Annotated in this window: 7 protein-coding genes; all 7 read right to left on the bottom strand. The window is 46.8% G+C overall.

The features are described 5' to 3' along the window. Positions 1-63: 63 nt before the first annotated feature. Positions 64-945 carry a carbohydrate ABC transporter permease gene (locus QQK89_RS13985; RefSeq protein WP_284239176.1) on the bottom strand — a complete coding sequence of 294 codons (882 nt, stop codon included), beginning with the start codon at positions 943-945 and terminating at the stop codon, positions 64-66. Between the two features lie 19 nt (positions 946-964). Further along, positions 965-1,849 (bottom strand): ABC transporter permease, encoded by an 885-nt coding sequence (locus QQK89_RS13980; protein ID WP_284239207.1) that lies wholly within the window; start codon positions 1,847-1,849, stop codon positions 965-967. A gap of 179 nt (positions 1,850-2,028) precedes the next feature. Then, positions 2,029-4,146, bottom strand: a complete 2,118-nt coding sequence (locus tag QQK89_RS13975) for an AbfB domain-containing protein (RefSeq protein WP_284239175.1) — start codon at positions 4,144-4,146, stop codon at positions 2,029-2,031. A 253-nt stretch (positions 4,147-4,399) separates the two neighbouring features. Beyond that, the gene (locus QQK89_RS13970) at positions 4,400-8,611 is read right to left on the bottom strand and encodes a LamG-like jellyroll fold domain-containing protein (RefSeq protein WP_284239174.1); all 4,212 of its coding nucleotides are present in this window, start codon (positions 8,609-8,611) and stop codon (positions 4,400-4,402) included. Positions 8,612-8,702: 91 nt separating this feature from the next. After that, the gene (locus QQK89_RS13965; RefSeq protein WP_284239173.1) at positions 8,703-12,419 is read right to left on the bottom strand and encodes a glycosyl hydrolase; all 3,717 of its coding nucleotides are present in this window, start codon (positions 12,417-12,419) and stop codon (positions 8,703-8,705) included. 51 nt (positions 12,420-12,470) lie between these two features. Then, a complete protein-coding gene (locus QQK89_RS13960; protein ID WP_284239172.1) occupies positions 12,471-14,453 on the bottom strand; it encodes an alpha-amylase family protein in 1,983 nt (660 codons plus the stop codon). A gap of 49 nt (positions 14,454-14,502) precedes the next feature. Next, on the bottom strand, positions 14,503-15,819 hold the full coding sequence (locus tag QQK89_RS13955; RefSeq protein WP_284239171.1) for an alpha-L-fucosidase: 1,317 nt from the start codon (positions 15,817-15,819) through the stop codon (positions 14,503-14,505). Positions 15,820-15,826 lie beyond the last annotated feature (7 nt).

Raw genomic sequence — 15,826 nt, 5'->3', positions numbered from 1 at the left:
GTATCCCTACCTATCCACATACGACAAAAGAGCCGTATATCGGCTCTCTCGTTTTTATTAAATTTACCCCTTAACGCTGCCAACAACAAGTCCTTTAACGAAATATCGTTGAAAGAACGGGTATATGAGCAGAATGGGCAATGCAGACACAAAGATTTGAGATGCTCTTGCAGTTCGATTAGATACGAATTGCTGAATCTTGGCGTCTTCCAAGCTCATATTTGTTTGGTTCATACTATCGAATTTAAGAAGTGATTGCAGATAGGTTGACAACGGATAATGCTCGGGACGGTTCATGTAAACCATGCCATCAAACCATGCATTCCAATGCCCTACTAATGAAAATAAGGCTACAGTTGCCAGACTAGGCAAGGTTAGAGGAAGATAAACAGACCATAATGTTCGGAGATGTCCGGCTCCGTCCATGAAGCTCGACTCCTCCAGCGCTTTCGGCAGCGTTCTCATGTAATTCATAATAAGAAGCACGTTAAACACAGGTATCGCTCCTGGTAAAACCAATGCCCAAACGGAATCCATAATTCCCGTTTCTTTGACAACAAGGAATCCAGGAATCAATCCTGCTCCGAAGAGCATCGTAAACACGAAAAACCATGCATACCAAGTCCTGCTGCGGAAATCTTGTACTTCCTTTGACAGCGGATAAGCCACCAGTATACTAAGTACCATATTTACTCCTACTCCGAGCAACACACGCTTAATGCTGACAACAAAAGAAGTGAGGAAGTTTTCATTATTGAACACATACGAGTATGATTTCAATGAAAAGTCCACCGGCCACAAGGAAACCTGACCCGCACTTACCGCAGCTTTTGAGCTGAACGAAATCGCAAGAACATTCACTATTGGAAATAAACAGGCCAATGTAAGCAGAATCAGTAGAAAAGCATTTCCAATTAAAAATATGCGATATGGTTTCGATAACATCTCTTTGTCACTCCTTCCCTTAAAAAATGCGGTATTTGGCAAATCGGTAAGCCAACCAATAACCCGCACTAATAAGCACTAAGGAAACGACCGACTTCACTAATCCAACCGCTGTTGCGACTGAATAATTATTATCAACAAGACCGATTCGATACACAAGAGTATCTAGAATATCGCCTGACTGGTAGACAACTGGACTATACAGATTAAATACTTGATCAAATCCACCATTCAACACATTGCCAAGACTTAAGCAAGCAAGCAATATGATCGTCGGGCGTATGCCAGGCAGTGTGACATGCCATGTCTGCTTCCAACGGTTAGCCCCATCTATGATGGCAGCTTCATATTGCGTAGGGTCAATAGACGTCAGAGCTGCCAAGTAGATGATCGTACTAAAACCAACTTCCTTCCATTCATTTGATAAAACCATCACATAAGGAAACCATTTATTATCTGATAAAAATGAAACGGGCTGGAATCCAAACGCCTTAATAATCTGATTGACTATACCCTCTGAGGGGGACAAAATATCGACGACAATGCCGCCTAGTATGACCCACGAGAAAAAATGCGGCATATAAATGATCGTCTGAACATAACGCTTAAATACTGATTTTCTAACCTCGTTCAGCATGAGTGCAATCGTAATTGGAGCTACTAAACCTGAAACGATCTTCATGATTGAAATAAATATGGTATTCCACACCACTTGATAAAATGAAGGGAGATCCATCATGTATTGAAAATTGTCCAAGCCTACCCATTCGGCTTTGGCGTAACCCATTAACGGCGTGAAATCCTGAAAAGCAATAATATTTCCAGCCATAGGTATATAACAATAAATCAGAACAATAATGACTCCCGGGATCAACATCAAATGCAGTGGAATATTTCTCTTCATCCGGCTTAAGCGTCCTCCCACTTAAATCCCCTCCTTGCTATTTAGTATAAATAAACTTGATGCAACGAGGACAGTGGGACGTCTTTACACAGGGTATCTTTTTATTACCTGTCTAAAAAGACTATAGCCATTTCTCAGTCACTAATAATGACTGAGAAATGGCTACTGTATTAATTATATTAAAGTGATAGAAAAGTTGCGTCTCCCTTTTCTGTGCTTGTACTAATAGGATCAATTCTCAAGTTAAAGTTATAATGCCGAATATACATGGACGGGTAGTTATAAGACTGGAATGAAACTTTACTACTATCTGCCAATCCTGCTACTTTATAAAAAGTTGCATCAGCCGCAAAAGTTGAGCCTGAACCAGATTGCGCGTAAAGAATATAATTGTTATGACGTAGATATATGCTCGGATTGCTCTTTAGGACGAATGAAACCCCTGCAGGATCGGCCAAGCCAGGAACCATCAGCCACTCCGAATTTGCTAGAGTAGGATTTTCAAGAACTCTAGCCGTACCATTGTCATTTGTAATATATCTCGTTGCATAATTTTGAGACTGCAATCGGGTTGTTGCAGCTGCAGGTTCTCCAAAAACCTTCACTTCCCACAACTGTGGTGTATACCAATTGTTTGGATTGTTCATGAGCACTGCATTAACCATGTTGATTCTTACATACCTAGCTTTGGATGATATGGGATCCGAGGTAAACCCATAGGAGTCATTATTACTTGTATTTGTTCGGGAGAGAGCCGTTGACCAATTAACGTTATCTGTACTTGTTTCAATTTTGTATTGATAAAATGCTTCCGAGCCCTTTACCATATTCCAAGAGATTTGGACATTTCTAATATCTTGAACGGAACCGAGGTCAACCTTCCACCAATGCGGCCATGTTACACCTGTCGCTGTCCATATCGTTTGATAATTGCCGTCATTTGCATTACTTGCTGGATTTGTCGATAAAGCGGTCTGAGCAGTTGCTGGTTTGCCTTGCGATAACAGCTTTCCGTTTTGCACGGGCACAACAACATCGTTAGCAGCACTATATAGGACTTGATCAAAGTAATCATAAAAAGCAAAGCCATTAGAAAAAGTAAATGGCAACAGCCTCTGTTGTGTCTGGCCATTTACGATCCCAGACCACCCGAACATCCATCGAAATGCAACCATTACGAAGTTTGTCCCCGTATTAGCCTTTAGCCGTACAATACCACCTGACTGTGCCGAGAAAGTTGAGGTGTTGCCAATCGTTCTTAATTCCGACCATGGACCTTCAATATTACCAGTAGATGAGTACATAGGTACACTTGGATACCACCCTGCTGCCTGAGAGGTAAATAAGTAATAAACACCATCTTTCTTAATCATGGATGGGGCTTCCCTGTGCTGTCCTGAATAAATGACCGAAACTTGATGGTCAATATCAAGCCAGTTAGTAGTCAACTGATATAATATCGTATCCGAATTATTGTTAGATGTAGAGATCAAATAAGCCAGACCATTATCATCTCTGAATATACTCATATCTCGCGATTCATTTCCCGCAGGCCTAAAACTTTTGATAAACGTAAAAGGTTGTCCCGGTGTCGCTGATGCAACGGACAGTCTGGCAAGAGAGTAGTCTGTGCTATTTTCATAATGAGCCCAAAATACAAACTTATTTGTAGGTGCATGGTACAAAATGCTTATCCCTTCAAATTTACAGTTATTTAGATCCGGATTATCTGTATAGGAGAGAACAACTGTGTCATTCCCATAGTTAATATCATCTGTAGAGGTTTGCTGGATGATTTGTCCAAATCCACCGCCAGTTTTGGAGGTGAAATTAAATCTATAATAAATATTTCCTACTTTAAGTTCATTTGGTGTTTTCAAGGTGGAGCTTTGTAAGTTATCAAATGTAGTTAAGCCAGATGGCAGCGCATAGGGAGTATACGGAGGAGAGATCGCCGAGGTAATTAATGTACTTCCGGAATAAGCTTTTACTTGATATTTGTAACTACTGCCAACCGTTAGACCATAATCATCTAGTGTTGTACCTGTTAACGTTTGAAGGGATAAGAAAGAGCCATTATTCACTGATCTCGTAACTTCATAACTGGTAGCTCCTGAAACTGTAGGCCAATTGATCTTAGCATTAGAGACAGTCGTTTCGTTTTTAATTATAAATAAAGTTGCTGCAACAGCAAAACTTGCAGGTGAATCCGCGTATACAGTCCCTCTATTAAATGGAAAATTCGATACTAGCAACGTCATTATTATTAGGATGAAAACAATTTTACGTTTTAACATAAAAATCACTCTCCCTTGTACTAACGTGATATTAGTCCTGGAATAAAATAACGAAGCAATGTCTAGCATGATAGCCCAACTTTGGTATTTTTACGATGCATCCACCCTCCCATCGTTTTAATCACATCCATCTTTAATTGTATGGTTTTACCAATTCGTTCTACTAGTGGACTGTTTTTACTTTAGGTATCTTCCGTTTACGAATAAAGACCAATTGCCGGTTGATTCCCGACGATTGGTCTTTATTAACCCATTAAGTCTGCAAAGCCATAATCTCTTCTGCTGTCATCGCATAATTATAAATGGTAAACTCATCAATCATGCCATTCAGCAGAGGGTCTGGAAACCGGCTTTTACCAATGTAGTTATCATTGGCAGCGAGACTGATTGGCGCGGTGACATAGGAATCATCCGTATCCTGAAGTTCGCCATTGACGTATAAACTGCCCGTTTTCCCGCTAATCGTTACCGCGATATGAACCCATTCATTCTGTGGAAGAGGCTGCTTGCTTACTAGGGGGTGATCTGCCCCATCATACATACTGAAATGCACGAGTCCCGAGCTCGGATTCTCCCAATTGTCGCTTGTCGCAAGCCAGATGAAACCGCCTGGACCGCCCATATCGAATATGCGTTGGAAGGCTCCGCCTCCACGCCAATAGACCCATGCCGATATCGTAATATCTTCCGTAGCGATAACGCCTGCAGGCAGTTTCAGATAATCCGAAGAACCGTCAAATTGCGCTGCAGAGCCGATTTTACCATTAGTCGGGCTTGTAACGGAGACATTGCCGAACAATTCCGCATCGTAGTGATGATCACTCGCATCCGTTACAGCGTCTCGATCGAATGTATATTTTGCTCTCTCCTTATTCTGTTGTGTACCTCCCATCAAATCGAGCAGTTCTTGCTGGGTAAGCGCACGGTTATACAGCTTCATCTCATCCAGGCTACCATTGAAATAAGGATCCCTATCGAATACACTTTTGCCTACATAAGCTTTGTTAACCTGTAAATCAACCGGACTAAGCATAATATTATTTTTTAGTACCATGAGTTCGCCGTTGACATACAACTTTGCTGTATTGTCCGCGATGGTAAGAGCGATATGGGTCCATTGATTTTTAGGCAATGGCGTTGGAGATACCATGTAATAATCCTTGTCTAAACTTCGAATATTGAACTGTACCGAACCATTGCCCGTATCCGGGGTTAACAGCATAAAGTTCTCCTCGCCATTGCTGAAGTTGAAGATTTGCTGCCAAGCTGCTCCCCCTTTAAAGTTAATCCAAGCAGCGAAGGTGAATTCTTCTGCAGCGGTCGCTACGCTTGGGAGTTGTGCATATCCGTCTTTCCCGTCGAATGCAAGGGCCGATCCCTCCTTGCCGTGCGTATTCTCGCTTACGCCGCCATGCAGGCTTGCATGATAGCCGTTTCCGGAATCATCCTTCGCGATCGAGTCAGTCCAATCATTAAAGGAATAATAGCCGGTTAGGGGGGCATATGCCGGTAACTGCTCGACGACTACCGTAAAGGATTTGGTCGTGCTTGCTGTCCCTTTCGCAATTGTCGCTGTCAAAACAACTGTCTGATTTCCAGTACCTGAAGCTGGACGGTTCACTTCACCTGTATTAGTGACATAAGCCGGATCGGAGGAGGACCACTCGATGTTCAGATTTCGGAAGCCTTTTACTTGGAGACTGATATCGGAAAATACGCTATGCGTATCGCCAAGACTTAGCTCTTTCATCGCATTATTTACGATCTCCTGATCCGTCAGCTCGGCCATTTGACTTCCCCAGATGGCTACCCCCTTATCAGAAGTCGCGCTAAACGTCAACGCTTCACGATTGCCCGCATTATCCCATTGCCGAATAAACAGACCTTTGTATACGATTTGATCGATGGTGAACTCAACCTGCGCGTCACCGTTCCTAGTCCAAGTACCGCTAACCGCACCGGTAATTGTACCGTTCTCATTCAAAGCAATCGACTGTGAACCTTTGATTTGCTTCGTTATATCCTTGCCGTGGTTAATGAATTTATAATCTCCAACCGGATTGCCTATGTTTTTGGTGTTGACCGCATTTCCTGCATAGCGGTACGGAGCAACTACTAACCAGCCATCTTCGTTCATGAACATCTCATGTACGCGAATCTCATGCTCTTCTCCCCGACCCAGAAACCGAGTATGGAAAATAAGCATGTATTTTTTGGTAGCTTCATCATAATAAGCTGAGTTATGTCCAGGTGAAACATAGCCGAAGCCGCTTCCCGAACCTGGCTCGCCAAGATTGCGTTCAAACAGGAAGTTACCCATTAATTTGACGCCATATGGAGAAATACTCTCATTACCGGATGTATTTGGCTTGATCTTGGCATCAATCATATTGTTGCCTTCTGCATCATAAAAAGGGCCATCCGGCGTACGCGAACGTGAAATTCGGATATTATATCCACCGTTTGCATCCAATCCTCCAAACGAGGTGAATAAGTAATAGTAGTCGGTTTCCGGACTGTAAAGCATATACGGTCCTTCAATATTGGCATGGTAACCGCCCATGATCTTTTTCCCATAACCTTGTCCTGGTTTAGGCTTAGCAGTAGCAGAGTCCATTTCCAGAATAAATATCCCGCCGGAGTAAGAGCCATATACCATCCACAGCTTCCCATCTTTATCATAAAAGACATCTGGATCAACGACGTTAGGATCAACGTTGGCGTCATAGATCGTTCCGCCTTCTCCTGGCTGCCCCCACATGCCAGATTTCAGGATAATACCGAGATCTTTATACGGCCCTTCAATATTATCCGATACCGCAACGCCAAGTGCTGACCGCGGTGAATCACCCTTGCACGCGTTATAGTAGAAATAAAACTTGCCGTCGGTGAGCTGAATGACATCTGCAGCCCACAGCGTGTCGGCTTGAGCCCAATCGAACGTTTCTTTGAGCTCCGTTTTTACGTTTGGAAAGAGCGGATTGCCATCCGTTACACCCGATGCAACCATCTGCCAATTCATCAAATCGCTAGACTTCGCCGCTTGCAAGTGGGAACCAAATACATAGAACATATCGCCCACTCTTATGACAGACGGATCATGCACGGACGCATTCGTAAAAGTCGGTATCCCATTATTGGGATCTGGATTCGAACCAGCATTAGATCCAGAACCCGCAGAACCGGGTTGATCATCATAAATAATTTCAGCTTTGTCATTGCCAAGCTTGCTCTTTGAAATTTTCCCTTTGCCATTCACGTGAATAATGGCGTCTTTCGCTACATCAAGCTGATCGATAACCGTACCGTCATTAAGCTTTAATGCTAAAGAATACAGCAGCTCCAGCAACGTTATTCGCCCATTATTTAGAGTGATGCTCGGGGAATGGTTCGACTCGCTTCGTACGTGATTGAAGCTTCCTGTTAATTCCACTCTCGCTTGAGCAGGCATCTGACCATCCAGCCATACGTCGATGAAGCCCTCGGAGCTTTCCAGCGCTTTCTCTTCCAGGATGGCTCCAGATAACAGATTCACTTCCTGTACGGTTGTGCCGCCTTGGGCTACGATACGGATTTTGCCATTCTTCTTGTCTACGATTAATTGATTAATGGCTACGCCATCGAGTATTACGCTATTGTTCCCCCCGCCATAGATGTGAACTTCCCCTTTGACCGTAACGTGATCTAGCTGAACCTCTCCCTCTCCGATGCCTTCCGTCAAATACAGATTGCCATCAATAATCGTGTTTTTCAGCACCACATGGTCTGTATTCACAATGGCATTCCTTGTCTTAATGGCGCTGTATTTTCCCTCTTTATGAATAACCGTTCCTGCCATTCGATCGATCAGCGTCAGCGCTTCGGCACGCGTTATGGATCGGCTGCCGCCAAAGGTGCCATCGCTATATCCAAGAATATAACCCGAGCCTCGAAGCGTTCGTACAGCCTCCTTGCTCCAAGCCTGCAATTGGTCTTTATATGCAGACTCTCCCTTGTCTGCAATCGCTTTCAATTTGAATGCTCGAAACAGCATGACTGCCGCTTCTTCGCGACTAACAGGCTGTACTGGCCTGAAGTAACCATCTGCATAACCCGTAATGATTCCCGCTTCTACAGCTTTTTGCACCGCTTCGTAATAGTAGGCTTCTTTTGAAACATCTTTGAATGCTGCGTTGCTAGATACTTGTAAATAATTAAAAATTCTATCTAACAGAACGACGAATTCCGCTCGGGATATTGGAGCGTCCGGCCTGAAGCTTCCATCGGAATACCCCGAAATAAAGTTTTCGGTTTTCCATTTATTTATCGTATCTTCTGCCCAATGGCCTTCGGTATCTTGCGAAGATGATGATGAAGAACTCTCCGGGCTGGAAGCAAATACGGCCCCCGGCAGAACCAATATGATGACTAATAACCAAATGATAGATTTGTGTAAAGATACTCTACGATTGGTACTGAATCGCATATGCATTCTCCTTTTTTCCTAAGGTTAATCCACAAGGACTTGCCGCAGCCGCTAATGCAATTGGTTAACGGCTGCAGCAAACGCCTATTAGTCATTTATTGCTAATATGGAGCCGGACCGGACCAAGAAGTCCGGAGATCAAATCCCCTCGATAACGGGTAGGGATGGTTACATAGTGATTCGCTAGCGTGTTGTACACCTTTACCTCAATCAAATTGCTTCCTTTCCCAAGCCATTTCGCAATATCCGCATGCCATGGCGGAGCAAGCAATGTCTGAACGTTTTGCCCATTTACACGGATTTCGGCTGTAGCCGAGACGGCGCCCAAATCGAGCTTCACTTGATAAGCATGCGGATCGTCTTCCCGAGTCCACTCTACTTCCTTGCGATAGACAGCTCCGCCCGAATAACAGGTTAGACCGTCGATAGCGGACCAGTCTCCAAGCTGGATCGTTCCCTCTCCGCATTGCAGCTTAATGGGTACGGGCAGGGCAGCTCCGGCATAGGCTGATATATCATACGAAATGCGTACAGCAATCGAGCTGGTTCCCTTCCTATGCGGAGCTATTCTTACCGTGTAGGCACGCGCCCCGTCATCGAGAGAATGCTGCTGCTCAGCGGCATATTCCTCGCCATCCACCCATACGCTAATGTCTCCATGCGCAGTGATGTTCATCTCATGCAATCCCGGCGGAGCGGTAAACCGGTACCATCCTGCTACGGGACTACGATTTCCCGGATAAGCTTGATAGGGAATTACGCCGGGTTTGTTGTACCATGACATGGCGAGCGGAATCGGCTGCTTCCAATCTTCCGGCGCTGTCGTTCTTTCAAACACGACGTGGCCCCGGCCCGGAAGATCGTACTTGAGCAGAATTCGATTAACGCCTTTCTCAACGGTAACGACACCTTCATCCCCGTTAATCGGATTGCCATTGAGCCAGATGGTTACGGGACGATTGCCTCCAATGCGCATTTTCACGGCAGTATCTTCGTACGCGTCAAAAGTAGACCAGAAGTAAGTTGCTTCCCCTTCCCCTTCCTCTTCCGCTTCATATTGCGTATCCGTCTGGGTAAACCGCCGGTTCCCTACAGCAAGGAAGTCATCCGACATTTCTCCCTTCAAACCGTGATACCCTTGATGGCCCGGATCTCCTTCCATGCCGTACCGCATCGAGAATTCATACAGCTCCCAATTATAATGGCCGCTTTGTACCGTAACGAATTGTCGCTCGGGAGCGCTCGTCATTGCCCTTAATTCCGCTTCCAACTTATCGGAGCAGCATGAATCCGGTATCGGGCCAAGCTTCCAGAAATAGGGACCGTACCCGCAGGTCACCCGCTTCCATGACGAATCATCCAGCCCGGGATCACTCCAGCATTGTACGGTCCCCTCTTCTTCCAATGCGTAACGGAACTGTCTTGCCTCGGCACCAATGATTGTATGGTCAGGAGGTTGACGGAAATCACCGAAGCGATTGTCCATAGTCGGCTGCAAGACGAATTCCCACTCACCGTTCAATTCCATTTGCTCCGCTTCTATCACGCGACGTTCCGGCAGCAAATCGTCATGAGCGTTCCGTTCTGCCCGTACCGGCGAAAATACGACCAGCTGCATTTGCTTGCGTCCAGGGGGAAGCCGTAGGAAAGTCCCCTCCGGTGATGTCCGCGCAGCTTTAATAGACTCAGCCGATCCATCCCATGGATTCCAAAGCTCTATGGATCCATGGCAGCGGAAGAAGCATTCCTCATGCTCGGGTCCGCCATAGACGGCATAGACATGACGATTGCCGATTCGGCGATGCATGACATAAGGGAAATCACTGTCTGTAATGTCGCCCATACACGCGAAGTCGCGCGGAAACGCGCTGCTGATCAGGTCAGCCGCTTCCTCGAACGAATAGGCCGTCACTGCCAAGCCGCCGGCTGCATTTCGATTCGTGCGACCAACGTGAGCTTCAGCCGCTGCCGCAGCATCTGCAGCCGACCATCCGAACACGGCTTGAACGATTTCATCAAGAACCGGATCTGCAGCACCTAGCCGGTCACTGGCTTCCGGCAATCGGTCAAGCGCAATGACGATGCCTCCTGCTTTATGAAAGTCATGCGCTTTTTGCAACGTTGAATAGCGAAGCACCCGCATGGAAGGCAGCACCAAAACACGGTATGCTTCTCCTGCTACGCGCAACTCCCGGTTCTCTACAATCGCGCGGTCCAACGATTCGAAATCCATAAAGTCAAAATCGATACCCCGTTTGTATAAATACTCCCCTATACCAAACGCAGACTGAACCGAAGCGTGACCGTCAATTCCCGCTTCCATGCTTGCAACCGGATAGACGACAGCAACATCGCATGCATGTACGCCTTGGCTGAGCAGATAGCTGAGTCTTTCCGTACAGGCCAACAGCGATTTCATATGCTCCCAATAAGGCATTCGGAAATGATTGCACGGCGGCGCCCACTCCCACCATCCGCCATACGTTGTATAGTAAAGGCCATGAAGCGTCAATAAATTATGTCCGGACACAAAGTTTCGGAACACGGCGTCGGTCACACTCGCCGTATTCGTGCCCCAGCCGGTCCCATAGAAGCCTTCCAGCCAAGTCCGCGGCCGCTCATAGAGATGGGAAATCGAGCTCGCCACTTTGTTTTTGATCAGATCGCTTTGAAAGCCCGGCTGATCGCAGCCGGGACCTTGATTCCACCGCTGTGTACGGAAATAATCGCCGAATTCCGTTATATCCCTGCCTCTGCCCCCATGATCGCAGCCATAAATCATCCCACGCTCCTGATGCCAATTGAACACCGGAATGAAATAATGCTCCTCTGACACCGCCACCATGACATCCCCGTAATCAAGCCGGATTTTGGATGTCCTCAGCCCGATATCCATAAATAGGGCGGCAAGCTCGGGAACGATGTCATAGCCTTTGCGCTGCCTGAATTCACTCCTGAACCTGTCGTTCCATAGCTGGCCCTTAACGCCAAATTCCAGTTCATCGGAGAAAAAGAAGCCCAATCGCGCCGATGGTACGCAGGACAGCCGATCTTCGAATCGCTGAAAAAAATGTTCAATCACCATAGCTCCGCTCTCCGGATGCATGGGATCAATCGAACGGGAAACCGTCTCCGAATAGACAGCTATTACCTTCCAAGAGCCTGCTGGCGGCTGCCATCTGAGGCTAGATCCCTCCACATGAGATAACAGCTCCAGCCACTCTCCATGATCTTTGCCTTCTGTATCTGTCCGGAAGGCGGATACGCTTAACGTTTGCGAAGGAAGTACCTGCTCCGCATGACCCGCTTCCGCATCCCATACCTCATATTTAAGAATCGAGCCGGCCAACGAGGGTTTCTTAGCCAATATTTCATCCGCATACCATCCTTGACCTGGCGAACACAGCGTATAATCGCTCAAGCTGACCGCGATACCGTACGTCCCTGCCTTTTCTGCGAACCAGGCAAACAGCTCCCACCATTCTTCAGAAAATAACGGGGGATCGCTGACGATGGACAATCCAAACGAATCGCCTCCTTGGTCAGTATGCGCATAATTGATTTGAAGCGCGGTTACATGGTGGTCTTTTAATTGCTCCAGCTGCCATTCCAATCTTTCTTTGGTGAGCGAATCTCCTACCCACCAGTAAAAAGCCACTTCGCCGTATCCTTGCGGTGGTTGCACAAAGCCGGGATATACATCCAGATCGGGGTCCCTGCTAGGAAACCCAATGCTGTAGCCATTAGACTTTAATTTACCGACTTTGCTCTCCACCTCTTGAACAGATACCTCTTCACCCGAATGCACGGCGGTACACCCCCTTGTATAGAATCGGAATAAGAATTCCTTTACTCCAATCTACTGCTGGATTACTAATAAAGCATGGCCATCAAGCACCGTTACTCGGGTTGAAACATATCCCCCGTCGTAATCGAAAGCCAGCTCCTGCTCATTAGGCGCCAAAAATACGCGTTGCGGCTTCTTCTTTGCCTTTACTGAAATCGGCATATCGATCAGCGGAAAAGCATCTTCCACGATATCCAGATTGTCAGCTCTTCTTTGCGGACTGAAACTAAGCAAATGAACGACAACGGTATCGTCTTTATGAACGACGGTAGTCTCCAGCGAGGATGGCCCTTCATCCCTGATTAAAGGCTGAGAGATCAATAGATCAATACAGTTACCCAGCAATTGCCGATAATTAGGAGCGGCATGCTTGCCGTAAGCCTCCAGAATCGGCACAGAGAAAGTAATGACTTTGCCGTTCTTAACTGCCGCGGCATAAGGGGATAGCTGAGCTTCCGGCGTATACTCGTGACCGGAGAACCGGTTATATTCCCGCTGGAAATACGGCTCGCCGATGGTAACCAAGCTCTCCGCTCCGCTTACCGGCGTCATCCTGAAGCCCTTCTCGTACATAACGTATCCGTAGTCGGCTAGTCGATGAGAGACCTCGGGTGAAGCATGAAGAAACGTATGGCTGTAAGGACTTAATCCGTGAACTTCAATGCCCATTTCACGCAGAATGGGCTGGCCTGATTCGTCCAATGCCGCAGCCCCCGTCACGATGAGCGCGCCTCCGCTTGCTAGATAAGTTTGGAGACGGCTCTTCAAAGATAAATCCACCTTGGTGGATTCGGGAATAATGACCAGCTCATATTCGTTTATATGGAATTCCGGTGGGACGATATCGAACTGTTGACGAAGCTGCTGCAAGGCTCTGGTTACCCCCAGACCGGAAGGTCCCGGATTATCCCCTTGCTCCGGATCTACGATTACCGCTATCTGGCTGACCAATGTACCTTCTTCCACGTAAGGCTCACACGCCTTAATATGACTGTAAACACCGCCAATCAGCTCATAAACGGATTTATCCGGAACGCCGCGCGGATGGAGGAGATCGCCTACGCCGTTGGTCATTCCCTGGCTCAGAATTTGACAGCATTCATATTTCAAAGCCATCTCGGGTTTAAGAGAAGTGTTGTCTCCCCAGCTTTTAAAAAACCTTCCGGTATGACTTAAAGTCGGCAAGCCCAGCGGTCTGACGAAACGGGCTACATACGGAAAGTACGCATATCCCCAACCTCCCGTCGGCAGAGCTTCGATCTCCACATGCCGCAGCAGCTTCTTTTCAAGGTGCAGATTTGTTTTAGGTCGGCTGTTAAACCAGGTGCCAGCCGGTTTATGCTTAGATTGTGCCTCTTCAACCATTTGCCGGTACCTTTCCATGTATTGCAGCGATACTTCCCTTGCATAACATAATCGATGCTCTTCTAAGCGAGGGTCGTACCCTTTCTTAAGCATTCCTTCTATTGCATATTTAGACGAGCTTGGTTGATCCCAGCACATATCCATGAAAATGCCGTCAACGGGAGCAAAGCGATCCAATACCTCCGCAAGAATTTCGGCTAGATAATCCTGATAAGGACTCGACATGTCCATGATTTGCCAGCCGGGAGTAAAGGCGGATGATCCCCATTTCACCTGCTGCAGATCAGGCTTAAGCGCGATCCAATCCGGATGCTCGTTGGCGGCATACTCATTACACTGAACGCTTAAATAAATAGGAGCCCGGATACCGACCCGGTGCAACGCGTCAATCTGCTGCTCCAGCAAGTCCATTCCGCCAGCCAGACCGGGATGACGGGAAGGATGCTTGGTGTTGTAATACAGATGTCCGTGATGGCACATCGCAAATACGGTCACGCTGTCTACATTCGCTTCTTGGAACGTACGAGCGAATGAGTCAGGGTCAAAGTCCCTCGCGACATCATGAATCCAAGGGCCAGTATGAAAATCCAAATGAACGGTTCTTTTGGGAAATACCAATTTTTCATTCATTAAGTTATCCTATCCTTCCCGTCTTGCCATACAAGGAGTGTGTCAAACCTTAAATCAGTTCAAACTTCACCACGGTTACCCTATCATCAGGCAGAGGAAAGCTGAAGTGTTCGGGACGGGCGAGACTAATGAATGCATCATTTGGGAACATCGCCGTATTCCAAGGATTGGACAGGAACACTTCTGACGCATCAGCTAACATGCGTGCTTTTTTTACCCGCCCCTTAAGGCCAGGCATATGGATAGGCCCGATGCTCTCTTCATAAATATGGGCATATAGTTGATTGCCATTCTGGGTAAACCGTCCCCAATCCGGCTTAGGGAATTCCGATTGGCCACAGCCGTAAATACTCTCGGCGTTTAAGTTGAGCCACTCCCCAACCTCCGTAAGAATATCTAGAGTCGCCTTTGGGATATTCCCTCTCGCATCCGGTCCTATGTTCAGGAGCATGTTACCGTTCTTACTCACGCATTCAACCAGCTTTCGGATTACGGTTCTAGCGGATTTGTACAGATGGTCGGCTGAAGTGTAGCCCCAGTTGTTGTTTAGCGTGATACACGCCTCCCAAGGAATCGGAATCCCATCCGTATCTACCACGCCTTCAGGAGGTATAATCTGCTCGGGTGACGCGAAATCACCTGCATAGCTAGTTGGTTCCTTCGTAAAGATACTGCCCAATTCTTCCCCATTAGCTTCCAAGCGGTTATCCATGATGATATGAGGCTGTATGGAACGGATCATTTCCATCAGTTCACTCGCCCGCCATTTCTCGCCTTTCATATCGTCATAAGAGAAATCGAACCACATTAGATCAAGTTTTCCATAATTCTGCAGCAGCTCTCGCACTTGCCCATGCATATAATCCACATAACGATGGAAGTTTTGAGGATCGCGACGATACTCCTCGTTGTCGCGCATCGGATGATATCGATCGCCATACGCCGGATAATCTTCATGATGCCAGTCAATCAATGAGTAGTATAAGCCTACCTTCAGGCCTTCCGCCCGGAATGCCTCTACAAACTCGGCTACCAGATCTCTCCCGGCAAGCGTATTGGTAGACTTATATTCCGTCAGCTTGCTGTCGAACAGGCAGAACCCGTCATGATGCTTGGACGTCAGAACCGCATATTTCATCCCCGCCTCTCTGGCAAGGCGTGCCCATTCCTTCGGCTTATAATCTACCGGATTAAATTCATCGTAATAGACTTGGTACTGGTCAACCGTCATTTTCTCATGGCTGCGGACCCATTCATGCCGTGAAGGGATGGAATAAAGCCCCCAATGGATAAACATGCCGAACCGGTCCCGCTGGAACCAACGTGTACGTTCTCTGCTTGCTTCAACCGTGTTATGCTGCTTCATGGCTATT

Source organism: Paenibacillus glycanilyticus, from assembly GCF_030161375.1.
Classification (GTDB): Bacteria; Bacillota; Bacilli; order Paenibacillales; family Paenibacillaceae; genus Pristimantibacillus; species Pristimantibacillus glycanilyticus_B.
This window is presented reverse-complemented; position numbering and strand designations above follow the sequence as displayed.